The sequence below is a fragment of the Zwartia sp. genome, from assembly GCF_049655405.1.
In the GTDB taxonomy this organism is placed as follows: Bacteria; Pseudomonadota; Gammaproteobacteria; order Burkholderiales; family Burkholderiaceae_B; genus Zwartia.
This window is the reverse complement of the sequence record NZ_JBASJR010000009.1, coordinates 363,787-390,526: the sequence shown is the minus strand read 5'-3', so window position 1 is coordinate 390,526 and position 26,740 is coordinate 363,787. Positions and strand designations below refer to the sequence as shown.

Genomic DNA, 26,740 nt, shown 5'->3' with positions numbered 1-26,740 from the left:
CGATCTGCGCGTAGCCTTTTGCTTCGCCACCAAACTTCTTGGACAGAACAGTCGTGATCGCTGCAGTCAACGTCGTTTTGCCGTGGTCAACGTGGCCGATTGTGCCGACGTTAACGTGTGGTTTGGTACGTTCGAATTTACCTTTTGCCATGGCTGACTCCTGACCTGAGTTGACACTAATAAGATTGGTGAAATTAAATCTGTCTTGAACTTGTAAAACTAAATACGGTATGGCTTCTGGTGCCCATGACGCGGATCGAACGCGTGACCTCTCCCTTACCAAGGGAGTGCTCTACCACTGAGCCACATGGGCGCATTCGCCGGGCATGCCCTACGAACCTAAATTGGTACTGCAATCACTATCTCAAAACACTCAAACAGTTTAGGTACCTGCACTTGCTACTGGAGCGGGTGAAGGGAATCGAACCCTCGTCGTAAGCTTGGAAGGCTTCTGCTCTACCATTGAGCTACACCCGCCCGTATCGAGTTTGCGTCCGTCTAAACAGTCGCCTCTTGGTGGAGAAGGTTGGATTCGAACCAACGTAGGCGCAAGGCCAACAGATTTACAGTCTGCCCCCTTTAACCACTCGGGCACCTCTCCACAAGAGAACCAACGATTATGAACGAAGATTTCCTAATTGTCAAGAGCTTAGGGCCGTTATATGACAATATGGCTTCAATTCTTAATTCTATTGATTTCTTTTCCTTAAAAACAAAGAATTCCTTTATTTTATCTCTTTAATGTGGCAACTTATAAGTATTTTTTTCCTGCTCATCAATTTGAGCGAGCAAATTCATTTCCCACGCTAAGTATTGCCTTGCTGCAGCCTTGTTCCCATCATGTCTGTCATGAACAAAAAACAAATAATCGATACATTGTTCATTAGATGGTGAGTTTGGCGAGGACTCCATGGGAAGCTCTGCAGCTTTCCAAGTGCTTGGGGCGTCCACATTGACGTAAATCTCATTCACACCAAGTTCGCGTAGGTCTATTGATGCGAGTTGTGCCGTTTCTATATCTTCTGAAATCAAAAGAATAGATTTTTGCTGCGGTAACAGTGCTAACTCAGAGAGATTGGGACGGATTGACCATGATGCCCCCAAAATATGTGACTCTCTAAATTTCATGCTTGGACGCAGGTCAATTACTTTTACACCTGCATTCATCAGAGCTGCAATTTCTTCGCTTCTTGTTTGCGTGATGCCCTCGTTTGTTGCAGCGACTTTAATGTCTTGTGTGCTTGTTGATGCGTGCTTAAACGCATCTACCCAAACGGCGACCTCCCACCCCAACATCGCGAGCCAAGATGCCATCGCAGGCGCACGAACACCTTCATCATCTATCAATACTAGTCGGGCACCTTTTATTCCAACATATTGATCTGTGGCCTGGACCAATTGTCCGCCTGGAGTATGTTGGGCACCAGACACTGTTCCTTTGGCAAACTCTTCTGGTGTGCGCACGTCACATAAAAAAGTAGTTCTGTTTTGATCTTTTAACCAGGATTGCACGGTGGTGTGATCAACAAATTGAACTTGGTGTTTTTCAGCTAGCGTTTTTGCGCGTGATCTACGCGCGTCCATTCCTGCGTCGCTTATTTCTTCAGGATATTTTCTTGTTTGTCCGTGATCTAAAGGTAGATCCTGTAGGTACCAGCCCTGAGTTCCATTTTCAAGTGCAAGCACTTTATTCGGGATGCCTAAATTGATGAGTGTTTGTGCGCCAATGATGCTTCTCGTTCTTCCCGCGCAATTGATGACAATGGTCGTTTCTGGGTCAGGGGCAATCTCATCTATTCGAAGTGCTAACTCTCCATTGGGACAGCAAACTGCAGTAGGAATACTCATCTTTTTATATTCAACGAAAGGGCGTCCATCAAGGATCACCATATTTTCTTTTGCTGCTATTTTTTGATTAAGCTCTAAGGCAGTGATTCGAGGTGTATTGAAGGCATGCTCAGCGAGTTCACCAAAAGCTTTGCTGGGCAAATTGACACCTGCGAACACCTCTAATCCTGCTTTTTTCCATGCGGGCATTCCACCATCGAGTACCTGGATATTTTGATAACCCATTGCACTCAGCCTCTTAAAGGCTTTGTTTGACAAAGCCCCTTGTTCATCTCCTACCAATACCATCCGCACATTTTTGTTTGGCACAAGTCTAACAACTTCTATTTCAAGCTTGCTGTACGGTATCGAAACAATATAAAAAAGATGTTCTTCTCCATATTGTCCGTGTTCGCGAATGTCCAGGACAGCAACTTCCTGACCATCATGTAACCATTGTTTTAGAGTCGTAGGAGTGATTTTTTTCTCAGTGCTTTGTTTCATGTTGTCTCTTTTTTGTATATGACAATTTAATTGTCTAGCTCTTCTTTTAGATTCATCTTTTCAATAAGGGATGAACAATGTTCCCAACCATGAAAATCTATAATCAATTGACCGCGTCCTTTTGCGTTTGCTTTCAAGAACACTTTCGTTCCCAATTGATCCGATAAAATTTCTTCAAGCCGTACTACATCTCTAGATCCCGACTTGTCTTTTTTTGATGTCTTTGTTTTGCTCTCTGTTCCTATTTGAGAAACAAGTTTTTCTGCCTCTCGCACGGAAAGTCTCTTAGCAATAATTTGATTAGCAAGCTGGATTTGCGTTGCATTATCAACCGCAAGTAGTGCGCGCGCGTGCCCCATGTCAATATCGCCTGCTAACAACATTGTTTGTATCGGCGCGGCTAAATTTAAAAGTCTTAATAAATTACTCGTTGCTGATCGCGAACGTCCGATCGCGGTCGCTGCCTGTTCGTGTGTCAATCCGAATTCTTCTAATAAACGTTTGACTCCTTGCGCTTCTTCAAGGGGATTTAAGTCTTCACGCTGTATATTTTCTATCAGTGCCATTGCCGCCGCATGTTCGTCGGCGACCTCTCTTACCAGCACGGGTACTTCTGTTAATCCTGCAAGTTGCGCTGCTCTAAAACGTCTTTCACCTGCAATAATTTCATAACGTCCTTTTGCCGCATCAACGGGACGAACAAGGATTGGCTGCATGATGCCCTGAGTGCGAATAGAGTCAGCTAACTCTGCTAATGCGCCTTCATCCATGCGTGTTCTTGGTTGGTATTTTCCTGCTTGTAATTTCGAAACAGGTAAGACAGTTGGCAACGCCAAGCTTGTTTCTGTCTGACCCAGTTGGCTAAGACCCGGCGCATCAGCGCCAAGTAACGCTTCGAGTCCACGGCCGAGGCCTTTGGGTTTTTTAGTTGCCATTGTTTTTTTCTGCCTTCACATTTCATTGACTATTAATACCAAAGATATTTTCTTTGGTATCAATCATTTTTGTTCTGCGCGAACGCGTTCGATGACTTCAGCACCAAACGCGATGTAAGCTTGTGCACCTCGAGAACTCGGGTCGTAAATGACGCCGGGCATTCCATGGCTAGGTGCCTCGGCTAATCTGACATTTCGTGGAACAACAGATTTAAATACTTTATCCCCGAAGTGTGCTTCGAGCTGTGCTGACACCTGTTGCTGTAATGTGACCCGAGGGTCATACATCACTCTTAACAATCCAATTAAACTTAATTCTGGATTGATGTTTCGATGAACGCGTTTAATTGTATTAACTAAGTCCGATAAACCTTCTAGCGCAAAATATTCACACTGCATCGGAATAATGACGCCATGTGCTGCTGCCAACCCATTTAGGGTTAACAGAGAGAGGGTAGGAGGGCAGTCAATGAGTACAAAATCGTATTCTGTTCCAACGTGATCAATCGCTTGTTTTAGTTGCAATTCACGCTGGTCCATACCAACAAGATCAATTTCTGCACCTGATAATTCTCTGTTTGCAGGTAGAACGTCATAGCCTCCAGTTTCAGATTTAACTCGTGCTTCTTTGATTGATGCTTCGCCTATCAACACATCATATAAGTTGTGCGCTAGCGTACTTTTATCTATACCACTTCCCATCGTAGCGTTACCTTGTGGATCAAGATCGATCAGCAATACACGCTGTTGATGTTTTGCCAATCCTGCGGCAAGGTTAATGGCGGTAGTGGTTTTACCCACCCCGCCTTTCTGATTCGCAATGCAAAATACGCGCGCCGATTGTGGTGTTTGAGTTGTCATTTTGTTTCCTTATCCTTCATCCATACTAGGCAGCGCTGTGCGTCTAATTGAGGAACCTTTAGTTGCTCTACCTTTTCAGCCACCCATGTTGTATTTTTCTCCAAGTTTTCTATTTCTTCTTCTGGATGTTTTCCTTTCATTGCAAGAAGTAATCCCTTTTCTTTCACTTTGCTACCTGCTAATTGCGCAAAGTCAACTAAGCTTGCAAATGCTCTGGATATCACCACATCGTATGGACCAGAGGCTAAGTTTTCTACACGATTATGAACAGCCTCTACGTTTGAAAGCTTGAGTATTCCGGCAACTTGTCTGACAAAAGTCATTTTTTTATCAACCGGATCTACACAACTGATTTGACTTGTTGGAATCATGATTCCCAAAATCACAGCTGGTAAACCAGCACCTGAACCAACATCTAAAAGCGTTCCTTTAGTGATGCCTTGCTCTAAAAAATGGTCTGTTATTGGTTTAACCACCGCTAAGCTATCAAACACATGTTGAATAAGTGCCTGTTCAGGATCACGTATTGCGGTGAGGTTATATGTTTGATTCCACTTTAATAGTTGATTTAAATACTCTAGTAATTGCTCCTTTTGAGTATTCGTTGGCTCCAACAACAATGTTTTACATGCCAGCTCTAGTTGTTCTAAGGTTCTCAAAGTATTTTTTTGCATCAGTGGGTTTTACTCGCCTGGCCGTATAGGTGTCGCTTTAAGTGAATAAGTAGTAAAGAAATCGCAGCAGGCGTTATTCCAGAGATTCTCGACGCTTGACCAACTGTTTCTGGCCGGTGCGCTCTAAGTTTCTGCCTGACTTCAAAAGAAAGGCTTGTTATCGCATCAAAATCAATTGTTTCAGGTATTTGTTGTGATTCGTAAGATTGCTGTCGGTCGATTTCTTCTTGTTGTCTCGAAATATATCCCTCATATTTGATTTGTATTTCTACTTGCTCTGCACACTCACCGGGTGGGAGTCCAACTGGTATTTCAACTTGATCGTTGTATTGAATATTTATTAGATCTCGGTAGAAAACGTTAGGTCGCTTTAATAAATCCGATAGTAAGTACTCACGTCCAATTTCCTTGCCCAACACATCTTGTGCCTCTGTAATGCTTAACATTCTTGGGTTTATCCATGTGCTTCTTAACCGCTGGATTTCTCTTTCAACAATTTCGTGCTTTTCGTTAAACGTTTCCCAACGTTGATCATTTACCAAACCAAATTGTCTACCTAGCTCTGTCAGTCGCCAATCTGCATTATCTTCTCTCAAACTTAAACGGTACTCCGCTCTTGAGGTAAACATTCGATATGGTTCTGTTACACCCTTTGTTACGAGGTCATCAACTAATACACCGATATATGCTTGATCACGTCTTAATAAAAGTGGCTCTTTTTCACGTGAATACTGTGCAGCATTTATTCCCGCAAGCAAGCCTTGAGCAGCAGCCTCTTCATAACCAGTTGTTCCGTTTATTTGACCGGCAAAAAACAACCCTTCTATGGTTTTTGTTTCTAGTGAAGACTTTAGCTCTTTCGGATCAAAAAAATCATATTCAATTGCATAACCCGGTCGAACAATGTGTGCCTCTTCGAGGCCTTTGAGAGACCTGATGAGCTCTAGTTGGACATCAAACGGTAAAGAGGTTGAAACTCCATTTGGATATACCTCGTGTGTATCCAATCCCTCTGGCTCTAAAAAAACTTGATGTGCATTTTTATCAGCAAACCGATGGACCTTGTCCTCGATAGACGGGCAATATCTTGGTCCAACACCCTCGATGACGCCGCTATACATTGGAGAACGATCTAAACCACCTCGAATAATGTCATGCGTTTTTTCATTTGTATGAGTCACCCAACAAGGTATTTGTCTTGGATGCAGATTTGCCGATCCTAAAAATGAAAATACCGGCACGGGATCTAGATCACCTGGTTGTTCTTCTAATACGGAATAATTAATCGTTCGGCCGTCGATGCGAGGCGGGGTCCCAGTTTTGAGACGGCCCTGGGGTAGGCTCATTTCTTTCAGTTTACGACCTAAAGAGATAGCAGAGGGATCGCCGGCACGACCTGCTGAATAGTTTTCTAAACCTACATGGACCAGTCCGTTAAGAAAGGTACCTGCCGTCAGCACAACTGCTTTTGCTCTAAAAGCTACGCCTGTTTGCGTAAGCGCTCCGACAACCTTATTTCCCTCTAATAATAGATCTTCGACCGCTTGTTGAAAAAGCCACAAGTTCTCTTGATTTTCTAATCTTGTTCTTATTGCCTTTCTATATAAAACCCTATCGGCTTGAGCTCTTGTCGCTCGTACGGCAGGGCCTTTTGAGCTGTTCAGTATTTTGAACTGAATCCCGGCTTCATCTGTCGCGATAGCCATTGCACCGCCAAGGGCATCCACCTCTTTTACTAAATGTCCTTTTCCAATCCCTCCAATGGAGGGATTGCATGACATCTGTCCTAAAGTTTCGATGTTATGCGTTAAAAGCAGGGTCGTTGCACCACTGCGTGCTGAAGCTAAAGCCGCCTCTGTACCAGCATGCCCACCACCGACCACTATGACATCAAAAACTTTTGGATAATTCATTTGTTCCGCCTTACTAGTAACCCTCATTATAAGCGCCCAAGTGTTTCACGTGGAACACCTGTTTCACGTGAAACACAAATACTCAATAGAGAAACAATTGATAATGAAAGACAAGAGGATGTTTCACGTGGAACATACTTTTAAAGTAATATAAATGAGTAAAATTAATGTTTCACGTGGAACATTAAAGTAGAGGTGAAAATATTTACGTTGTTAAAACTGTGGATAACAACTGTATAAGTCTGTGAGTAAAACTGTATAACTTCAATCGGTATTTGATTACTCAAATCTAGAGACAATATGTTTATACAAAGGACCCGTTAACAACACAACACCAACCATTCTAGAAACTTGAAAAGCTGTTACTAACGGAACACCAAGCTGAAGAACTTTAGCAGTGATCGCCATCTCAGCAATTCCTCCTGGTGCAACACTGACTGCAAGGGATGAAAGCGGTAAGTCAGTGAGACGATCAAGGAGGAGTGCAAAACCGAAAGCGATCAATAAAGCTGTTGCACTAAACACCACAACATAAAAAAGAAACTGGGGTGCTTTCTTGAAAAAACCAGGGCGGAAACGGTCGCCTAAGGACCAACCAATACACAGTTGCGCAATTTTAGATAATTCAGGTGGAACGCTAGAAAGATGGATTTGGTTAATAGTTAACAGCATTGCTACAAACATGGGACCTAATACCCAAGCATTAGGAATATTTAAATAGTGTGCAATGTAGCCACCAATCACTGTTAAGAGACCAAGCAAAATTAGACCCTTAACCGAAAACTCTTTGGTTTCAAAGACGGTTGAATCAACGCCAGAAACATTGAATAATTGACATGCAAAGGGCACAGCTAAAACAACTAAAATAACCCTTACTGTGTGAGCACTTGCTACCAAATCTGGCCTTACACCGTGGCGCTCTGCTAATACAGCCATTTCATTCGCACCACCAATAGCAGAAGAAAACCATGCTGTTTTTAAATCAACATGCCCTAATTTCAATAACAGCACTGTTCCATATACTGCAAGTAAAAGAGCGAGCAATAAACCTGCCAACATTGCAAACCAATGGGCTGCAAGAATACTGAGTACATGAGGTGTGAAGTACAAGCCTAACGTTAAGCCAATCACCCACTGACCAAAGTTACGCAAAGGCGATGCACTACTGACTGGTGCATTGAGTAATCTGAGGGCGGCAACAGCCAACAAAGGTCCCAAAGTCCAAGGTAGAGGTACGCTCAAATATTGAGCTAAATACGCACCAATCAAGGAAGCAATCGAACCGATACAAAGCTTAAGAAATAAAGTCACGAACAAACAACCATTAAAAATGCGTATTATCAAAAAATTCAAATATCACTTTTTAATATCATGCAGATTGATTCGAAGCTACCTAATGTAGGGCCTACAATTTTTACAACCATGAGCAAAATGGCTGTCGACTATCAAGCCATCAACTTAGGTCAAGGTTTTCCTGATTTCAACACTCAACCTGACTTACTAGCTCTTGTTTCAAAAGCAATGCTAGATGGAAAAAATCAATATCCAGTGATGAGCGGTATTCTTGAACTGAGGCAAGTCATCAGTCAAAAGGTTGAATCTCTTTATGGCAAGTATTACGACCCTGAGACAGAAATCACAATCACTAGCGGTGCCACTGAAGCCATCATGTCTGCAGTATTAGCAACTGTAAGAACTGGTGATGAAGTCATTGTGATTGAACCAAGTTACGACTGCTACGTGCCAGCCATTATGCTTGCTGGAGGGATACCTAAATTTGTACAGATGTCTCCGCCAAGCGCGCAAAATCAAAATTTTTCTATTGACTGGAATAAAGTTAAAGAAGCGATCACAAATAAAACACGACTATTGATACTGAATTCTCCTCATAATCCCACTGGTGCAATTTTTGATGCTGCTGATTTGGATGCGTTGGAATCAATTGTCATAAATACAAACATTATTGTTTTATCTGATGAGGTCTATGAACATATTGTTTTCGATCATTTGAAACACCAGAGCCTTGCCTCAAGAAAAACGTTAGCAGAACGTACTTTTGTGATTTCATCCTTCGGTAAAACAACTCATACAACAGGTTGGAAAGTTGGCTACTGTTGCGCACCAGCATCATTAACCAAAGAATTGAGAAAAGTTCACCAATTTGTTGTGTTTACTGTTCCATCACCCTTCCAACATGCATTGGCTACCTATACAAATAATCAGAATACATATCTGTCATTGCCAAACTTTTATCAAGAAAAAAGAGATTACTTAACTGCGGGTCTCAAGCAAACAAAATTTATTCCTCTGACAAGTCCTGGGACATTTTTCCTGCTTGCTGATTACAGCAATATTTCAGATCAAAAAGAATCAGATTTTTCAATTTGGTTAGCAAAGACACATGGAGTAGTTGTCATACCAGTCTCAGCTTTTTACTCAAATCCTGACCATATTGACTCAAATCACAAACTTGTACGTTTTTGTTTTGCTAAACAAGGCACCACTCTTGATGAAGCAATTCAACGATTACAAAGAATTTGAAAGAGTAAACATTTTTTCGAAGAATGGATTTAAACACGAAGAAGTTAAGCGTAGTGTGTTGTTTTTTTTTGATAACTGGTTCGACACTTGCCTTTAGTACTTTGCTTTATATCTTTTGTTTTATATATAAAGACTGATGGATAATACACCTTGTGGATAATAGGGATAACTGAAAAATTTCTATATAAAACAGAGTGTTATGTTGATTTTTAGTTGTGGAAACACTCTGTTTAATATTGTGGAGCAACTTGAATAAGTTTTTAGAATCGAAAAAGTGATGTGATTGTTCGCTTTCCATACACAATCTATCCACACTTACATTGCCCTTGTTATCCACAGTAAAAAAAAATTGTAACAATGAGTATTCAACGTTTAAAAACAACAGTTGAAAAGAAAAAATATAAATTTTTTAGTGTGTATCAGACGTTACTTGCCAATACAAAACCGAGAAAAAATTTCCCCCAACAAGTCATCGGGAGTCATGTGACCAGTAATGGATCCTAAAATATCATGTGCAAGCCGGAGTTCTTCAGCAAACAAATCTAAAACACGATCATCTTGATCTGCATGAAAACTAGCGTTGATTAAATGATTACTTGCAGCTTCAAGGGCATCAATATGTCGCTGTCTGGCGAGCCATGGGCTTTCTTGACCTGGTTTCCAGCCAGCTAAAGCAAGCAACTTTGTGGTCAATTCCTCAAGGCCATCACCTGTTTTGGCTGAAATATAAAGATGATGATCAGTTGATTCAGGTACTGGACTAAGTAAGTCTGCCTTATTGAATACGGTTAATAAGGTACTTTTTGGTGAACGATGCTGTGAAATTTTTTCATCTAAAAATTGATCTCCCAAGACAGCATCTTTTAGGTTGATCACTACATCAGCCTTAGAAATTTCAGACCAACTTCGCTCAATACCCATCGACTCGATCTTATCGGTCGTGTCTCTCAAGCCAGCAGTATCGACAATCGTTAAAGGAACACCTTGCAAGTGGATAACTTGTGAGACTTTATCGCGTGTAGTTCCTGCAATATCCGTCACAATCGCAAGATCTTCACCGGCTAGAGCATTTAACAGACTAGATTTACCTACGTTTGGTTCTCCTGCCAACACAACATGTAAACCTTCTCTAAGAACCATTCCTTGGTGAGACTGTATCAATACATGTTTAAGCTGGTTTTGTATTGTTCTTAGCTTTTCACGCGCTTGATATTTTTCTAGAAACTCTATTTCTTCTTCTGGAAAATCAAGCGTGGACTCGACCATTATTCGTAAATGAATGATGGATTCAGAGATCGCATTGACTTCTTTCGAAAACGCCCCGCTAAAGGAAGACATTGCAGCGCGAGCGGCAGCTTCTGACGAGGCATCAATTAAATCGGCAACTGCTTCTGCTTGAGCAAGATCGATTTTGTCGTTTAAAAAAGCACGCAGCGTAAACTCACCAGGAGAAGCCATACGCAAGCCGAAAGCAGAACCAATAGCCAGACATTGCTTGAGTAAAGTTTGCATGACTGCGGGCCCACCATGGCCTTGCAACTCAAGAACATCTTCACCCGTATATGAATGGGGTGCAGAAAAATACAAGGCAATACCTTGATCAATAGCAACACCGTCTGAACCACGGAAAACACAATAATGTGCATGCCGTGCTATCAGCTGTTGGCCAAGTAACGCAAATGCTAAGGGCCCCAGAAGGGGCCCCGAGATTCGAATGATGCCAATGCCGCCCCGACCTGGGGCGGTAGCAATGGCAACAATCGGATATTTATGTTGCATGATCTATCCGAACAAACAATTTAACGGTGTGGGATAGCCGCAGTAGCTGCGATTTGACGCATCACATACCACTGCTGAGCAATTGAAAGAATATTGTTCACGCACCAATACAATACGAGACCTGACGGGAAAAAGAACATCATTGCACCAAAGACCAAAGGCATAAACATCATCACTTTGGCTTGCATTGGATCAGGTGGAGTTGGATTTAACTTCATTTGAATAAACATTGTTCCCATCATCACAACAGGAAGAATGAAATATGGATCTTGAACAGCTAAGTCCTTGATCCACCAAATCCAGGGTGCTCCGCGTAATTCAACACTTGAGCCGAGAACGTAATAGAGGGAAATAAATACAGGGATCTGAACCAGAATGGGTAAGCATCCACCTAAAGGATTGATTTTTTCAGTGCGGTACATTTCCATCATCGCCGTATTCAGCTTTTGACGGTCATCACCAAATTTTTCTTTTAAAGCTTGAAGTCTAGGCGCAACCAATTTCATCTTGGCCATGGAGCGATAGCTTGCGGCGGAAAGCGGATAAAAAGCAGCCTTAATAAGAATAGTCAGGACAACAATCGTCCAGCCCCAGTTACCCAAAATGGTGTAGAGCCACGTCATCAATGCAAACAAGGGTTTTGCAATAATCGTTAACAAGCCATAATCAACAACCAAATCTAGACCAGGAGCAACCTTTTCAAGACCATCTTGATCCTGAGGTCCAACCCAAAGTTTGGCAGGAATATTAAGCTGGCTATTCGGTGCGATGGCGCCTACAGGTTCGATACTACGAACAGCAAAGAGGTTCTTTTGCAGCTCTGTCATTTCATAGCTACGGGTTTTACCTTGTGGTGGAACCCAAGCAGTCACGAAGTAGTGTTGCACCATGGCAAACCAACCGTTATCAGCTTCTTTGACGTAGGTTGCTTTGCGTTTTTCAATATCTGTAAAAGAAACTTTTTGAAATTTGTCTTGTTCAGAATAAATAGCAGGACCGGTAAAACTAACAGGCCCAGACATAAAACTTGGCGTTGAGTTTTCGCTCGCAGCATCTTTGCCATCGCGTGTAATCTGAAGATAAACGGAAGGACTGATTGGCTGAGCCGTTAAGTTTTCGATCTGGTGATCAACCAGAATTTCATAGCTGGATTTTTGTAGCGTGAACGTTTTCGTCAGTTTGACGCCGCTAGATTCAGAAACAAATTTGATGACTAACTTGTCGCCATTCAATTCGCGGTCAGTCGTAATGAGTGTGTATTGTGCAAGGTGAGTGGGATAAAGACTTCCGGCAGGCGCTCCCGTAAGACCTGACTGCACAACATATGTCTGACCACCACGGTTGTTTAACAAAACAAATGGTTGATTTTTTTCTTCGCGACTTGGAAATGATAAAAGATCTGCGCGGACCAATTGAGCACCCTGAAGGTCGAAGCTCAGTGACAACACATCAGTTTTGAAGTTGACAAGCTGAGCTTGACTGACAGCGGTAGGTGCAACACCAGGGACGTTAGCCGAAGTTGTGTCAGTTGAAGCCGAAGGCGTTACTGGCGCGGTTGGAACGCCGGCAGGTGTCGCAGTGCTTGCAGAGTCTGGTGAGGGCTTTGCCGTAGATTCAGTTGATTGCGGTTGCCCACCCAACAAAGAAGGGTTGCCTTGGTGGACTTGCCAGTTGTTCCAAAGCATCAGCAAGGAAAACGAGAAAATCATCAATAGGATGGTGCGTCGGATATCCATTCTTGCCTAAATAAAAAAAAGCTCACCAGCGAAGGCTCGCAGTTTAGCGTTAATCAGAGTGGTTGCGTTGGGGAACAGGGTCATGACCGCCTTGGCACCATGGGTGGCATCGCGAAATGCGACGAATCGCTAACATCAAGCCAATGAAAGGTCCTCGGACTTGTATGGCCTCAATAGCGTAATTAGAACAGGTGGGAGTAAAACGACACCAGTGACCCAACCAAGGACTAAGTAAATATTGATAAGCGCGAATAGGCGCAATTAACAGTGCTTTTAGCCACTTCATGATCGAAGCGCCCGTAAAAAATGTGCGTCTGCCTCTAAGCGAGCTGTTTTTTTCAGTTCGGTGAGTGACATAGCAGTGATACGTTTGTTTAGGCGGACAACAAAATCATGAGCAGGTAACTCAAGGCGTTTGGAGCGAAAAGCTTCTCGAACCACGCGTTTTAGAGCATTTCTAGTGCTGGCATGATGTGCAAAGCGCTTGGCCATAATAAGACCTAGCCTAGCACAAGGCTCTGCTGTCGGCTCAGAATCGATGGCTTGACGTAAGTGAGCGGTCACTACGAAAAACGCCCCACGGGCAATACGGCGACCAGCTAGGGCCGCAGCAAATTCGGTGGGGCGGTGCAAGCGCGCCGCCGCGGGAAACGTGGCGCGAGACATAACAAAGCAAAGGAACGAGAAAAGGAATAAATCGATTTCTCGTTACCAGCCGTATTAGACGGCTAGACGCTTGCGGCCTTTGGCGCGGCGAGCGTTGATGACGGCACGGCCACCACGAGTTTTCATCCGAACACGAAAACCATGCGTGCGCTTACGGCGGGTGACGGAGGGTTGGTAGGTACGTTTCATAATTAAGGGCCCAACAAAGAGCGAAAGAGTTTAAGAAAATCTGGAAAAGCCCTCCATTTCATCAAAAAACACGAGACAAGTCAAATGTTTACATCTGTCTACACGTATAAATACGAAGTCAGCCTGTGGATAACCTTGGCCGACACAGGGTAGAATCGAGGTTTGATCAGTGAGTCACATGAACGAGTTTTGGCAATCCTGCGTCGCGCATTTGGAGCAGGACTTTCCCCCACAGCAAATCAGCGCATGGATACGTCCGCTGGTACCTCTCGCCTTTGATGAGACAAAGGCGCAGTTGCGTGTGTCTGCTCCAAATCGATTTAAATTGGATTGGGTCAGGAAAAACTTCGCTCAACAAATAGAAGCATTTGCAACCAAATGGTTTGAACAGCCTGTACAAGTCATGTTTGAACTACCTGCGGCAACAACAGAACGGTCAAAGCCAGCAAGTCAAATTGGTTCTTCCTCACAAAACACCGAATCTAAAACCAATAGAAACCAAAGTGAAAGTCAGAGCGGAGCTTCTGCAGCAGATGCAGGAAACGCATTTGCTAAAACAGAAGTAACGGGTGTGGCACAAGTTGCCGCAGGGAATGCGGAAACACATAGAAATCAAACGACGACAGAAGCCGCACGCGTAAATGCCTCAATGACGCCTGTCGATGATAAGTCACGACTCAATGTCGACCTCACGTTTGATAACTTTGTAACGGGAAAAGCGAATCAACTCGCGCGTGCTGCAGCTCTTCAGGTAGCAGAAAATCCAGGTACTTCTTATAACCCTTTGTTCTTGTATGGCGGGGTCGGACTTGGTAAAACGCATCTAATCCATGCAATCGGTAATGCAATGGTGGCAGCAGGGCATGGCGTCCGTGTGCGTTACGTTCACGCGGATCAATATGTTTCTGATGTGGTGAAAGCCTATCAGCGAAAAGCATTTGATGACTTTAAACGGTATTACCACTCACTTGATTTGTTGCTGATAGATGACATTCAGTTTTTCTCTGGGAAAAGTCGCACCCAAGAAGAGTTCTTTTATGCATTCGAAGCAATGGTGGCGCAACGCAAGCAAATCATCATAACGAGTGACACATATCCAAAAGAATTGGCAGGGATCGATAGCCGTTTGATTTCACGCTTTGATTCTGGTTTGACTGTAGCAATTGAACCCCCTGAGCTTGAAATGCGTGTCGCAATTTTGCTAAGAAAGGCGGAGCAAGAAGGCCTAACAATGCCTGAAGAAGTTGCTTTTTTTATTGCAAAGCATTTGCGCAGCAATGTGAGAGAGCTAGAAGGTGCATTGAAAAAAGTTGTTGCATACGCGCGCTTTCACGGGCGAGATGTCGCGAACGTCGATATTTGCAAAGATGCGTTAAAAGATTTGCTGTCCGTATCAAGCGGACAAGTGACTGTTGAAAATATACAGAAAACAGTAGCTGATTTTTACAAAATTAAGGTGGCCGACATGTATTCAAAACGTCGACCCGCCAACATTGCAATGCCGCGTCAGGTTGCAATGTACCTAGCAAAAGAACTGACGCAAAAGAGTTTGCCAGATATAGGAGACATGTTTGGTGGACGAGATCACACAACCGTTTTACACGCAGTTAGAAAAATAACTGACTTGCGTGCAAAACAAGCAGACCTTAACCATACGCTGCATGTGCTCGAACAAACTTTAAAGGGATAATTCATGCAACTTGTACAAACCCCACGTGACGCGCTTTTAAAGCCGTTATCGACCGTAGCCGGAATCGTTGAGCGCAGACATACCTTGCCAATCTTGGCAAACATATTGTTGCGCAAAGAGGCTGATCGGGTTTCATTTATTGCGACAGATCTCGAAGTTCAGATTACGACACATGCTGATTTTGGTGTCGGTCCTGAGACAGAGTCTCTGACCGTCGCTGCGCGCAAGTTTGTAGACATTTTGCGCGCACTACCTGACACAGGAGACGTCAAGCTTTCCACAGCTAGCGGAAAACTGGCCATCCAAGCAGGAAAGAGCCGGTTTTCTCTGCAGACTCTTGCGGCGACCGAGTTTCCAACAATGACTCAGCCAGATCGCTGGGATGTGTCACTCACAATGACACGTAAAACATTGAAGCACCTGTTCAATATGGTGCATTTTGCGATGGCACAACAGGACATTCGTTATTATTTGAATGGAATGCTGATGGTGTTTGAGCCGGGACTTTTGCGTGCCGTTGCGACCGACGGACACCGCTTAGCGCATAGCTCAACACCTGTTGAAGGTGTGTCAGTCAAACACGAAGTGATTGTTCCGCGCAAAACGGTTCTTGAAATGCAGCGCCTCTTAGACGATAGCGAAGAGCCTGTCACAATTGATGTTGCAGCAGGACAAATTCGTTTTTCTTTCGGTCATGTTGAGCTGGTTTCAAAGCTTGTTGAGGGTAAATTTCCTGACTTTAATCGCGTCATCCCGACAAATTACACGAGGCACTTTGATGTGTCTCGCGAAGTGTTGCAGGGTAGTCTTCAGCGCGCAGCAATTTTGACAACGGACAAGTTCCGTAGCGTCCGATTGCAATTAGGACAGCACTTATTGAAGATTTCTTCGACAAATGCAGAGCAAGAAGAAGCGCAAGAAGAAATCGATATTGATTATGGTCACGAAGCTCTGGATGTTGGTTTTAACGTGAGCTATTTGCTGGATTTTCTGGCTAACGTCAAAGCAGAAACGATTCGCTGGTCAATTATGCCCGATGCGAACGCTTCAGCCCTTATTACTTTGCTCGATGACGAATCGTTTAAATACGTCGTCATGCCAATGCGGATTTAAAACATGTCAGATAACAATCAAGTAGCGGATCAAGTCCCTGAAGATCGCGATGCGTATGGTGCCGACTCTATCAAGATGCTTAAGGGGCTTGAGGCCGTGCGCAAGCGCCCAGGCATGTATATTGGCGATACCTCTGACGGGACTGGCTTGCACCACATGGTGTTTGAGGTCGTCGATAACGCGATCGACGAGGCCTTGGCAGGACATTGTGATGACATTGTGGTCACGATTCATGGCGACAACTCTATTTCAGTCACGGACAACGGTCGCGGTATTCCAACCGACATTCATAAGGATGACGAGTTTGGACGTAGTGCTGCCGAAATTGTTCTGACTGAGTTGCATGCGGGCGGCAAGTTTGACCAAAACTCATACAAAGTGTCGGGTGGTTTGCACGGCGTAGGCGTTTCTTGCGTGAACGCATTGTCATCCTGGTTGCGTTTGACGATTCGTCGAAATGGTCAGGTTCATGAGATGGAGTTCCGTCAAGGTGAACGTGTACAGCCGTTGACCGTCACAGGCAAAACAGAAAAGCGCGGAACAGAAGTTCATTTTCTGGCCGACACGACTATTTTTAACAACGTCGAGTATCACTACGAGATTCTGTCCAAGCGTCTGCGAGAGTTATCTTTTTTGAATAATGGCGTCAAGATCAGACTGATTGATCAGCGTCAAGGCAAAGAAGAGAATTTTGCATTTTCAGGCGGTGTTAAAGGTTTCGTTGAATACATTAACCGCACAAAGACGGTGTTGCATCCAAATGTGTTCTCAGTCAGCACTGAGTCCAATGCGGGCGGCACACTCGTGGGTGTTGATGTCGCGATGCAATGGAATGATGGTTATAACGAACAGGTATTGTGTTTTACCAACAACATTCCGCAAAGAGATGGTGGTGCGCATTTGACGGGTTTGCGCGCAGCAATGACCCGTATCCTCAATAAGTACATTGCGGATAATGAGCTCGCAAAGCGCGCCAAGGTTGAGACCACGGGCGATGATATGCGCGAGGGCCTGACATGCGTGTTGTCCGTCAAAGTTCCTGAGCCAAAATTCAGTAGTCAAACGAAAGACAAGCTTGTTTCGAGTGAGGTCAGACCTGCCGTAGAAGAGGCCGTTGCGCGCACACTCGAGACGTGGTTGCTTGAAAACCCGATTGATGCGAAAGCCTTGTGTGCAAAAGTTGTAGAGGCAGCGCGTGCGCGTGAAGCGGCGCGAAAAGCACGCGAAATGACACGCCGTAAAAGCGTCCTCGAAGGTGCTGGTCTGCCTGGCAAACTTGCGGATTGTCAGGAAAAGGATCCGGCGCTTTGTGAGTTGTATATCGTTGAGGGAGACTCTGCGGGAGGCTCAGCAAAGCAAGGCCGTGATAGAAAGTTTCAGGCAATTTTGCCCCTGCGTGGCAAGGTGTTGAACGTTGAGAAAGCGCGCTTTGATAAGTTGATTGCAAGTGAGCAAATTACGACACTCATTACTGCTCTGGGAACGAGTATCGGCCCAGACTTTAACGTGGACAAGTTGCGTTATCACCGCATCATTATCATGACCGACGCGGACGTAGACGGCGCTCACATTCGTACGCTGTTGTTGACACTTTTGTATCGTCAGATGCCAGAGCTTGTCGAGCGAGGCTATATCTACATTGCCCAGCCACCTCTTTACAAAGTGAAGTCTGGTAAAGACGAGCGATATCTTAAAGATGAAGTGGAAGAGTCCAGCTACATGCTGCAAGTGTCACTCAAAGACGCGTCGCTGGTTCCTCAAGCAGGCGCTGCCGCAATTTCGGGCGATGCGTTAGCTGAGTTGGCTAAACAGTATGTAATGGCAGATAGTGTGATTGCCAGACTCAGCCGATTTATGGACGAGTCGACGCTATCGGCGATTGTGGGTGGAGCAACTGTTGAGCTCGACTCAACGGAAAATGCAGCGGCCTCCGCCAAACGTTTGCAGGCAGCCCTCGAAGATCCTTTGTTGCCGAATCAAGTCGATGTGGTTTCCGAATACCACCAAGGTTCAGAAAGATTCCGTTTGATTGTCCGACGTAAACATCACGGCAACGTTCGTGTCACTGTGTTGGATCCGGACTTTGTAAACGGCGCAGACTATGGCATTTTGGCGCGTGCGGCTGCTACCTTCCAGGGCCTGGTTGGAAAAGGTGCAATGGTTGCGCGCGGTGAAGGCGAGAAGCGCAAAGAGTCGATGGTGGCAGATTTCCGTGAAGCCATGCAATGGTTGCGTAGCGAAGCGGATCGTAACGTCAGCAAGCAACGCTATAAGGGTCTGGGCGAGATGAACCCGGAGCAATTGTGGGAAACCACGATGGATCCTAAAGTGCGACGTTTGTTGCGCGTGCAAATCGAAGACGCGTTAGCTGCGGATGAAATTTTCACCACACTCATGGGTGACAATGTTGAGCCACGGCGTGCGTTCATTGAGACACATGCGTTGCAAGCCGCGAATTTAGATGTGTAACTAGAGGTTAGGTTTTTATGACGATTTCAAGTTTTTTATGTCCCACGACTATTTTTATGGGCGAGGGGTCTTTTAAAAAAATCTCTGAAATCGTCTGCAAACTTCAATGCAAGCGTGTGTTCGTCGCGTTGGATGGTGCGTTGGTTGCCAGTGACTTCTTTGCCCAAATCAAAAAGTTGCTTGCGGCTGAGGGCGTAGAGATTGCGACGTATACAGAGATTGAGCCTGATCCGAGCGCGCACACTGTAGAAAAAGCGTTTGCTGTATGTCAGGCGCACAACGCGACAGTGCTGTTGGCGATCGGTGGTGGTAGCACGATAGATGTGGCGAAGGCAGTCGGTATTTTGGCGACAAACGGTGGTCGGATACACGACTATGAAGGCATCGAAAAGTTTGCTGTGGCTCCTTTGCCTTTAATCGCAATACCGACGACCGCGGGTACGGGTTCTGAAGTATCTGGATCCTGCGTGATTTCAGATACGGAAAAAAATCTCAAAATGTCGATACGGCATGCGGCACTCAATCCGGCCGCGTTCGCCATTTTGGATCCTCTCGCATTACGTACTGTGCCTGGGCATGTTGCCGCACATTCCGGTATTGATGCGTTTGTGCATGCTTTTGAGTCCTATGTTTCACGCCAGTCGAATCTCATGACAGATGCCATCAATCTGCAGGCGATGGAGTTGCTAGCTGGCAATATCAGACAGTTTGTCGCCAATCGTGAAAATCTCGATGCGGGACTCAATATGTTGGTCGGCTCCGCGTTGGCCGGAATTACTTTTGGTCAGACAGGTTTAGGAAACGTTCACTGTATGGCTCGGTTTGTGGGGGCACGTTTTCACTTATCGCATGGTTTGTCCAATGCGGTGTGTCTGCCCCATGTGGCGCGTTTTAATCTTGCGGCCTGTCCTGAAAAGTTTGCTCGCGTGGCGATTGCAATGGGCCGTCCTGTTCAACATATGCCAGTGATTGATGCAGCAGAGGCAGCAGTCGAGGCGATACGCAAGATGTGTGAGGACCTCGGGATTCCAGCCAGATTGCGTGATGTGGGCGCGACACAAGATACATTTGCCGAAATGTCAGAGCAATGTCTGGCTGCGAATTACAACCGATGGAATCCTCGGCACACGACGGTTGCAGACTTTCGTGCGTTGTTTGAACGCGCGTATTGAATGTCCAAGCACCGAAGGTCGTCTGTTTTACCAGCCAGAACCTGCTTCCCACATGACGGGGACGTTAAGTCCTTTTGCGCGCTTTAGTAAATCAAGAAGAGGGAAGGCGCGCTGGCGCAATCCGACGGGTAAGGTGAGCGCATCCTTTGGATGATCAGAGTCTGGATCCTCATCTAGTCCTTGTTTGGGCTCTGCGGCGATGGCTTGTTCAAGGCGTGAAATCGCTTCTTGAAGGTGTTCGGGCATCACCACACCTCGCGTGAGCAAGTCTTTATCGTCTACCTTGCCAATAAGGGTGAGTAGCGGTTTGGCGTGCGGTGCAAGCATCAGAATGTCTGCACCGGCTTTACTGCTAAAAGTCACAAGCATGAAAGTCTCCCTGATAGACCCTTGATTGGATCGCCTTTAGTCATAGTACCCCCTTCAGCTCAGAATTTTGTGCAGTGACTTTGGAGGCGAGAGCGCTCGGTCAGTGGCCAATTCAGGCTATGATTTGTTCTTCTCATCGCTACAGTCAACGCCCATGCTCCTCGAGCAACAAAACACACTTATTTCCCGCATTCACGCTGCCGTGTCAGCCGTTTTGCCCGACGCGATCCCAACGGTTCTTTTAGAGCGCCCAAAGGTCGCCGCACACGGTGATCTGGCAACGAACGTTGCGATGCAGTTGGCCAAACCCGCCAAGCGTAATCCGCGCGAGCTTGCACAGTCTATTTTGGACGTGCTGATGGCTGATCCTGAGGCGCGGCAATTGATTGCTGAGGCTGAGCTTGCTGGCCCAGGATTTATTAATTTTAGATTGACCCATGCTGCACGTACCGCTGTGATGGCGTCGATTGCTCAGCAGGGGGAGGCGTTTGGTCGCGCACCACGTCAGGCACAAAAGGTATTGGTGGAGTTTGTTTCTGCGAACCCAACGGGACCTTTGCATGTGGGGCATGCACGCCAGGCCGCGCTGGGTGACGCGTTGTGTCGCTTGTTTGATGCGAGTGGTTTTGAGGTAAGTCGAGAGTTTTATTACAACGATGCTGGCAATCAGATTCATAACTTAGCGATTAGTGTTCAGGCGCGGGGGCATGGGATTGAGCCAGGTACGGATGACTACCCTGCAGACGGTTATCGTGGCGATTACATTGCGGATATCGCACGAGACTTTTTGGCCAAAGCGACAGTCAGTGCAAGTGATGGTGAGCCGGTTTTGGCTAACGGTGATCTGAATGACTTAGATAATATTCGTCGCTTTGCGGTGACATATTTGCGCCGCGAGCAAGACTTGGATTTACAGGCTTTTAGCCTTGCGTTCGATCATTACTATTTAGAGAGTTCTCTGTACACCTCAGGACGCGTAGAGGACACAGTCAATCAACTGATCGCAAGCGGCCATACGTATGAAAGCGAAGGTGCGTTATGGTTGCGCACGACTGAGCTGGGAACAGGCGACGATAAAGATCGTGTGATGCGTAAATCGGAAGGCGGTTATACGTATTTTGTGCCGGATGTGGCGTATCACGTCACGAAATGGCAGCGCGGCTATGCACGCGCCATCAATATTCAAGGAAGTGATCATCACGGGACGGTTGCGCGCGTGCGTGCTGGCTTACAAGCGTTGTCAATGGGAATTCCTGCAGACTACCCGTCTTATATCTTGCACAAAATGGTGAAAGTTGTGAGGGGCGGAGAAGAGGTCAAAATTTCCAAGCGTGCCGGAAGTTATGTGACCTTGCGGGATTTGATCGAATGGGTTGGGCGTGATGCAGTACGTTTCTTTTTGATCCAGCGTCGTGCCGATACTGAGTTTGTATTTGATGTGGATTTGGCGCGTTCGCAGAGTGAAGAAAATCCTGTTTATTACATACAGTATGCACACGCACGAATTTGTTCCATGCTGGCAACAGCGGGCTTGAATGCGACAGCGTTGCATGCAGCCTCTGCGGAGCTGTTGACTGCGCCTTCAGAGTTAGCGTTGATGCAACGGTTGGCTGAGTTTCCTACTTTAGTGAAAGAGGCTGCGACTGAGCTGTCACCCCACTTAGTGGCGTTTTGGCTGCGCGATTGTGCTTCTGACTTTCATGCTTGGTATAACGCGGAACGCGTGTTGGTGGATGATGTTTCGCTTAAGCATGCGCGTCTGCGTCTGGCAGATGCCACGCGGCAGGTGATTGCCAATGGCCTTGAGTTACTGGGTGTGTCGGCTCCGGAACGGATGTAAGATCATCACTATGGCTAAAAGTAAATCATCGGGTGGTAGCACGGTTTATGGTGTGCTTGCGGGGCTGCTGCTAGGCTTGGGTTTGGCGGCAGGCGTGGCGTATTACGTCATCAAAGCGCCTATGCCTTTTATGGATAAAGCGAGTCGCTCGCCCGACTCACAGGGTGTGCCTGATCCCCGGAATGCACCTGATCCCAATGCGGCCTTAGGAAACCGGGATGTTGGACCTGTCACCGCTCCAAGTTCGCCAGATCAGCCAACAGGTCAAGCAGACCTCTCCGGCTTAGGGCAAGGCTCTCAGCCGCCTGCAACGGGGGCATCGAAACAGCAAGGCGCCGATGCTTTGGGTTCATTGATCGCGACCTTGACCCCTGCACCAAATGCCTCGTCACGCAATTCGCAATCCGCTATAGTGAATGCACCATCGACCCCGACTCGCCCAGAGTCAACTTCTCCTCCTAAAACTGGGGGACCTTATTATTTACAAGTTGGCTCATTTAGAGTGCTTGAGGATGCGGAAGCGTTACGGGCAAAAATTATCTTGATGGGTATGCCTGTCGAAATTCAGCGCGCTGAAGTCAATGGCTTACAAGTTAATCGCGTGCGTGTTGGACCTTTTGCAAAAATTGACGATATGAATCAAACGCGTATTCGTCTGGGTCAGGAAAAAATCCCAACCGCAGTCGTGCGTCAATAATTGGATTTAGTTACTTGGGATGAATTGTTATGACACAAAATATTTTTTCACGTTTCTTCGTGATGTTGTTTGCGACGACAGCGCTGTTGTTTGCAACGGCGAGCTTTTCACAAGGCGGGCCTGCTGCGAAAGGAAAGTTTATTGAACTGACTCCTGCTCAGGCAACAGAACCAGGCAAGGTTGAGGTGTTGGAGTTTTTCTCTTATGGATGCGGTCATTGCGCAGCGATCGAGCCCTTGTTAGAAAAGTGGACCAAAGCTCAACCTGCTGATGTGGTCGTGCGCGGAGTGCCTGTTGCATTCAACGCCAGCATGAAACCTTTGCAACGCTTGTATTACACCCTTGAGGCGTTAAACCGTTTGGACATGCATCCAAAAGTTTTCATTGCCATCCATCAGGAAAAAAAGCGCTTGTTTACAAAAGCTGAAATTAAAAGTTGGATTGGATCGCAAGGCGTGGATGCAGAAAAATTTGATGTGGCCTATGAGTCCTTTGGTGTGTCATCTAAGGCAAGTCGTGCGGATCAACTTGTGACGGCCTACAGAATCCAAGGAACACCGACCGTAGCGGTTGGCGGACGCTTTGTCACGTCACCCTCAGAGGCGGGTGGTTATCAGCAAACTCTGGATGTGGCGAGTGATTTGATCCGTCAGGTCAGAGGAAAGTAAGGCGACCATTCGTCCGACTTGTCTCTGACAGGACCCGAACCGCTACTTGAAAGAAGTAGCGGTTTTTTTATGTGCCACGCATGATGTAAAACGCGTGGACATGTGCATAGCGATCGCGATGAAGTTTTGCCTCTTGGTACAGTGGCGAGTCGTAAAATGCGAGCGCATCTTTGTAACGATCAAACTCTAACAGCACGCGTCGACGTGCATCTTCAGGTCCTGATTTGACAGTGACTTCACCGCCGCGCATCACAAAACGGCCATTAAAAGCAGCCACGGCTGCCGTGGATCGGGGTTGGTAATGTGCTTTGAAGTTGTCCATGTCATGCACTTCAAGTTCCACAAAGACATAACCTTTGTCTTTAGACATATCAATTTTCCTCTTATTTTTTTATTTTCGTTAGTGCTTGCTTGAGGTCGGCAATCAAGTCGTCTACGGACTCAAGACCGATGTGCAAGCGAATCAATGCATGTTGGTGGTGCTTCCAATATTGGTGTGAAGACAAGCTGCCAGGTTCGACCCATTGAACCAAGCTTTCAAAACCACCCCAAGAAAAGCCGATGCCAAAAAGTTCGAGTGCATCGACGAAGGGTTTAGCCGCCTCAGGCGTGCAATTGAGCTCAATGGACAGCATGCCGTTGGAGCCCGTGCAGTCACGTAGCCAGAGTGCATGACCTGCGTCTTTGTGCCAAGCCGGATGGTAGACCTGAAGAACCTCTGGTTGCGCGTCAAGAAAGGTGCAGACCTCAAGGGCGTTGCGTGCATGTTGGGGCATGCGGACGGCCATGGTTTTCACACCGCGTAAGGCAAGCCAGGCGTCGTCTGCGCTCACAGAATTACCCATGGCGTATTGTGCAGAATGAATACGAGAGGCAAGCTTTTGATCTTTCACAATCACTGCACCAAGCATTACATCGGAATGCCCGGCAATATATTTTGTACCCGCTACGATTGATACGTCAGCGCCGAGCATTAAGGGTCGATAAATGTAGCCTGAACCCCAGGTGTTGTCGGTGGCGAGGATCAAGCCATGCTCTTTCGCTTTGGATGCAAGAGCGGGCATATCCAGCATTTCGTATAACAATGAACCGGGTGATTCGACATAAATCATTTTGGTATTGGGTTGAACAAGCTGGGTGATGTCGTCGCGCTCAGCGGAAAAGTAGGTCACGGAGATTCCAAAACCTTGGAGCAAAGCACGGTCGAGATTGCGTACCGGACCGTATACACAATCTGCGACGAGAACATGGTCCCCTGTTTTGAGCAGACCAAGAAAGGCGATATTGATGGCGGCCATGCCGGAAGGTGCGAGCACGCAATACGTGCCGCCTTCGAGCTGCATAAAGACATCTTCGAGCGCTCTATGGGTATCCATCCCTGAGCGACCATACGTAATCGCTCTTTCCCCAGCAAGTCGACGAGTCATTGCCCGATCAAGCGCCGCCAAGTTTTCGAAGCGAACGGTGCTGGTACGCATGGATGGCAGGCTAACAGGGGCGGTGCCTGTTTCTGGATCGAAGGGTGCGCTTCCGATATGGAGTAATCGGGTATCAAGGTGATGTGTGGTCAAAGCGAGTCCTTTATTTTCTGACAAAGCGAATAATGCCATCTGCGCAGAGCTCACGCGAGAGTTTGTCTTCAAAATATAGAGCATGAAGATGCGCGATGGCTTCGCCCATTGCAAACGTTGTTTGATGTAAGTCTAGCTTACGTTTAAAAAGCACAGGCAGGATATCGGTGGTCGATTGCGGCGTTGCGCAAGCCTCGAGCACCTCGGCGAGTCGCTCTGCGTGATGCGTGTGTTGTTGAGCAATGCGTTCGTGCAAGCCTTTAAAAGGTTTTCCGTGAGACGGCAAAATGAGCGTGTCAGCGGGGAGGTGCTCAAAATTGTTCAGGGAATTTAAATAGAGCGGGAGTGGGTTACCCATTGGCTCGTAGTCAAAGACGCTGACATTGGTTGAGATGCGTGGCAGCACCATATCTCCGGAGATCAGGACATTTTTATCTGGACAGAACAAAGAAATATGTTCGGGTGCATGGCCATACCCCACAATCGCTTGCCATGCATGTCCACCGATGTTTAGGGATTGACCATCCAGTATGCGTGCATAGGATGCGGGCATATCTGGTACGAGATTAGGATAGTAGGAGGCACGTGCCCGAATTTGCTCAAGTGAATCGGGGTCCGTCATGCCGTGGCGACCTAAGTGTTGGGCCGCGCTTTCCCCTCCCGTCGCACCGGTGCCTTGGCCGATGGACCAGAGCTTGGCGGTCATATAGTCCGTCATACTCATGTAGAGCGGGACATTCCATTTTTTACATAACCAGCTCGCTAAACCGACGTGGTCTGGATGCATATGTGTCACCAGGACGCGAAGTACGGGGAGCCCTTCGAGCTGAGTCGCGAAAATATCTTCCCAAAGTGCTTTCACCTCGTCTCGACTGATGCCACAGTCGACAATGGTCCAGCCTTCTACTCCGTCGATTTTGTCGCGCAGAAGCCAGAGGTTGATGTGATCGAGCGCAAAAGGCAGCGGCATGCGAATCCAGCGCACGCCAGGTGCGAGCTCCATGGATAGGCCGGGTCCGGGCATTGTGTCTGCAAAGGGGTATTGCAGTTGATGCTCGAGGGGATTCATTTTTTTGTCTCCAAACTTGACGGTTGTTGCGGTCCATCATAATTTACGTTTACGTAAACTGCCATGATGAATATGATGACTAAAGCGACCTGGACGATTTCGGATTTATCCAAAGAGTTTGACATCACCCCTCGCACGATTCGATTTTATGAGGATCATGGAATTTTGAATCCAGCCCGTGACGGCAATAAGCGCATCTATGTGGCGCGAGATCGCACGCGCTTAAGATTGGCCTTACGCGGGAAGCGGTTGGGTTTTACGCTGTCGGCGATACGCGAGTTAGTCGATATGTATGAGGGGCCACGCGATACTGTGCCTCAACTTAAGCATTATTTATCTATTTTGGAAACTCAGCGCGCCAGTCTGGCGCAGCAGCGCGTGGATCTTGAGGAAACGCTGGCTGAAATTGCGCAGCAGCAGCGGCAATGTGAAATCTTACTTAAGTCAAAAAAGTGAC

The 26,740-nt window shown here is 46.4% G+C and carries 25 protein-coding genes and 3 tRNA genes; 9 read left to right on the top strand and 19 right to left on the bottom strand.

Annotation, left to right across the window (positions count from 1 at the left end):
• From WBJ47_RS07740 to WBJ47_RS07695, 10 genes are all read right to left on the bottom strand, one after another.
• Positions 1-151: GTP-binding protein (locus WBJ47_RS07740; protein WP_422245020.1), on the bottom strand; the 151-nt coding region annotated here is incomplete at its 3' end.
• 87 nt (positions 152-238) lie between these two features.
• A tRNA-Thr gene (locus tag WBJ47_RS07735) sits at positions 239-313 on the bottom strand.
• A 90-nt stretch (positions 314-403) separates the two neighbouring features.
• Positions 404-477 (bottom strand) — tRNA-Gly (locus WBJ47_RS07730).
• Positions 478-514: 37 nt separating this feature from the next.
• A tRNA-Tyr gene (locus tag WBJ47_RS07725) sits at positions 515-601 on the bottom strand.
• A 137-nt stretch (positions 602-738) separates the two neighbouring features.
• Positions 739-2,331: a rhodanese-like domain-containing protein gene (locus WBJ47_RS07720; RefSeq protein ID WP_424585383.1), complete on the bottom strand. Its 1,593-nt coding sequence runs from the start codon at positions 2,329-2,331 to the stop codon at positions 739-741.
• Between the two features lie 26 nt (positions 2,332-2,357).
• Positions 2,358-3,266: a ParB/RepB/Spo0J family partition protein gene (locus WBJ47_RS07715; RefSeq protein WP_424585382.1), complete on the bottom strand. Its 909-nt coding sequence runs from the start codon at positions 3,264-3,266 to the stop codon at positions 2,358-2,360.
• Between the two features lie 63 nt (positions 3,267-3,329).
• Positions 3,330-4,127 (bottom strand): ParA family protein, encoded by a 798-nt coding sequence (locus WBJ47_RS07710; protein WP_422243013.1) that lies wholly within the window; start codon positions 4,125-4,127, stop codon positions 3,330-3,332.
• Entirely contained in the window at positions 4,124-4,801 is a 678-nt protein-coding gene (gene rsmG, locus WBJ47_RS07705) for a 16S rRNA (guanine(527)-N(7))-methyltransferase RsmG (RefSeq protein WP_422243012.1), read from the bottom strand. Before rsmG ends, WBJ47_RS07710 begins: the two co-directional genes overlap by 4 nt.
• On the bottom strand, positions 4,801-6,714 hold the full coding sequence (gene mnmG / locus WBJ47_RS07700; protein WP_422243011.1) for a tRNA uridine-5-carboxymethylaminomethyl(34) synthesis enzyme MnmG: 1,914 nt from the start codon (positions 6,712-6,714) through the stop codon (positions 4,801-4,803). The genes rsmG and mnmG overlap by 1 nt, the downstream gene beginning before the upstream one ends.
• Positions 6,715-6,993: 279 nt before the next feature.
• Entirely contained in the window at positions 6,994-8,025 is a 1,032-nt protein-coding gene (locus WBJ47_RS07695) for an AbrB family transcriptional regulator (RefSeq protein WP_422243010.1), read from the bottom strand.
• A 60-nt stretch (positions 8,026-8,085) separates the two neighbouring features.
• Between WBJ47_RS07695 and WBJ47_RS07690 the strand changes: the two genes are divergently transcribed.
• On the top strand, positions 8,086-9,255 hold the full coding sequence (locus tag WBJ47_RS07690; protein WP_422243009.1) for a methionine aminotransferase: 1,170 nt from the start codon (positions 8,086-8,088) through the stop codon (positions 9,253-9,255).
• A gap of 426 nt (positions 9,256-9,681) precedes the next feature.
• On the opposite strand, the gene mnmE is transcribed toward WBJ47_RS07690, so the two are convergent.
• The 5 genes from mnmE to rpmH are packed head-to-tail and all read right to left on the bottom strand — an operon-like array spanning position 9,682 to position 13,625.
• Entirely contained in the window at positions 9,682-11,034 is a 1,353-nt protein-coding gene (mnmE, locus tag WBJ47_RS07685) for a tRNA uridine-5-carboxymethylaminomethyl(34) synthesis GTPase MnmE (RefSeq protein ID WP_422243008.1), read from the bottom strand.
• 20 nt (positions 11,035-11,054) lie between these two features.
• A complete protein-coding gene (yidC, locus tag WBJ47_RS07680) occupies positions 11,055-12,770 on the bottom strand; it encodes a membrane protein insertase YidC (protein ID WP_422243007.1) in 1,716 nt (571 codons plus the stop codon).
• Positions 12,771-12,819: 49 nt separating this feature from the next.
• Positions 12,820-13,056, bottom strand: a complete 237-nt coding sequence (gene yidD, locus WBJ47_RS07675) for a membrane protein insertion efficiency factor YidD (RefSeq protein ID WP_422243006.1) — start codon at positions 13,054-13,056, stop codon at positions 12,820-12,822.
• Positions 13,053-13,436 (bottom strand): ribonuclease P protein component, encoded by a 384-nt coding sequence (locus WBJ47_RS07670; RefSeq protein ID WP_422243005.1) that lies wholly within the window; start codon positions 13,434-13,436, stop codon positions 13,053-13,055. The genes yidD and WBJ47_RS07670 overlap by 4 nt, the downstream gene beginning before the upstream one ends.
• Positions 13,437-13,490: 54 nt before the next feature.
• The gene (gene rpmH, locus WBJ47_RS07665; RefSeq protein WP_006578231.1) at positions 13,491-13,625 is read right to left on the bottom strand and encodes a 50S ribosomal protein L34; all 135 of its coding nucleotides are present in this window, start codon (positions 13,623-13,625) and stop codon (positions 13,491-13,493) included.
• A gap of 178 nt (positions 13,626-13,803) precedes the next feature.
• Between rpmH and dnaA the strand changes: the two genes are divergently transcribed.
• From dnaA to WBJ47_RS07645, 4 genes are read left to right on the top strand one after another with little or no spacing between them, the layout of a single operon-like run.
• A complete protein-coding gene (dnaA, locus tag WBJ47_RS07660) occupies positions 13,804-15,315 on the top strand; it encodes a chromosomal replication initiator protein DnaA (RefSeq protein ID WP_422243004.1) in 1,512 nt (503 codons plus the stop codon).
• 3 nt (positions 15,316-15,318) lie between these two features.
• Positions 15,319-16,428: a DNA polymerase III subunit beta gene (gene dnaN, locus WBJ47_RS07655; protein ID WP_422243003.1), complete on the top strand. Its 1,110-nt coding sequence runs from the start codon at positions 15,319-15,321 to the stop codon at positions 16,426-16,428.
• A 3-nt stretch (positions 16,429-16,431) separates the two neighbouring features.
• Complete coding sequence (gene gyrB / locus WBJ47_RS07650) at positions 16,432-18,897, top strand: DNA topoisomerase (ATP-hydrolyzing) subunit B (protein WP_422243002.1); 2,466 nt, start codon at positions 16,432-16,434, stop codon at positions 18,895-18,897.
• A 17-nt stretch (positions 18,898-18,914) separates the two neighbouring features.
• Positions 18,915-20,069, top strand: a complete 1,155-nt coding sequence (locus WBJ47_RS07645) for an iron-containing alcohol dehydrogenase (protein ID WP_422243001.1) — start codon at positions 18,915-18,917, stop codon at positions 20,067-20,069.
• Positions 20,070-20,096: 27 nt separating this feature from the next.
• Here the strand turns inward: WBJ47_RS07645 and WBJ47_RS07640 are convergent, their stop codons facing one another.
• Positions 20,097-20,438: a DUF1840 domain-containing protein gene (locus tag WBJ47_RS07640; RefSeq protein WP_422243000.1), complete on the bottom strand. Its 342-nt coding sequence runs from the start codon at positions 20,436-20,438 to the stop codon at positions 20,097-20,099.
• Between the two features lie 154 nt (positions 20,439-20,592).
• On the opposite strand from WBJ47_RS07640, the gene argS reads away from it, so the two are divergent.
• The 3 genes from argS to WBJ47_RS07625 are packed head-to-tail and all read left to right on the top strand — an operon-like array spanning position 20,593 to position 23,643.
• Positions 20,593-22,278 carry an arginine--tRNA ligase gene (argS, locus tag WBJ47_RS07635; protein WP_422242999.1) on the top strand — a complete coding sequence of 562 codons (1,686 nt, stop codon included), beginning with the start codon at positions 20,593-20,595 and terminating at the stop codon, positions 22,276-22,278.
• A 10-nt stretch (positions 22,279-22,288) separates the two neighbouring features.
• A complete protein-coding gene (locus tag WBJ47_RS07630; protein ID WP_422242998.1) occupies positions 22,289-22,975 on the top strand; it encodes an SPOR domain-containing protein in 687 nt (228 codons plus the stop codon).
• A 29-nt stretch (positions 22,976-23,004) separates the two neighbouring features.
• On the top strand, positions 23,005-23,643 hold the full coding sequence (locus tag WBJ47_RS07625; RefSeq protein ID WP_422242997.1) for a thiol:disulfide interchange protein DsbA/DsbL: 639 nt from the start codon (positions 23,005-23,007) through the stop codon (positions 23,641-23,643).
• 67 nt (positions 23,644-23,710) lie between these two features.
• Here WBJ47_RS07625 and WBJ47_RS07620 read toward each other — a convergent pair whose 3' ends face one another.
• From WBJ47_RS07620 to WBJ47_RS07610, 3 genes are read right to left on the bottom strand one after another with little or no spacing between them, the layout of a single operon-like run.
• Positions 23,711-24,013, bottom strand: coding sequence for a DUF1330 domain-containing protein (locus WBJ47_RS07620; protein WP_422242996.1), 303 nt, complete (start codon positions 24,011-24,013; stop codon positions 23,711-23,713).
• Positions 24,014-24,026: 13 nt separating this feature from the next.
• Entirely contained in the window at positions 24,027-25,253 is a 1,227-nt protein-coding gene (metC, locus tag WBJ47_RS07615) for a cystathionine beta-lyase (protein WP_422242995.1), read from the bottom strand.
• A complete protein-coding gene (locus tag WBJ47_RS07610) occupies positions 25,225-26,283 on the bottom strand; it encodes an MBL fold metallo-hydrolase (protein WP_422242994.1) in 1,059 nt (352 codons plus the stop codon). The genes metC and WBJ47_RS07610 overlap by 29 nt, the downstream gene beginning before the upstream one ends.
• A 75-nt stretch (positions 26,284-26,358) precedes the next feature.
• On the opposite strand from WBJ47_RS07610, the gene WBJ47_RS07605 reads away from it, so the two are divergent.
• The gene (locus tag WBJ47_RS07605; protein WP_422243015.1) at positions 26,359-26,739 is read left to right on the top strand and encodes a MerR family transcriptional regulator; all 381 of its coding nucleotides are present in this window, start codon (positions 26,359-26,361) and stop codon (positions 26,737-26,739) included.
• The last annotated feature ends 1 nt before the right edge of the window (position 26,740 follow it).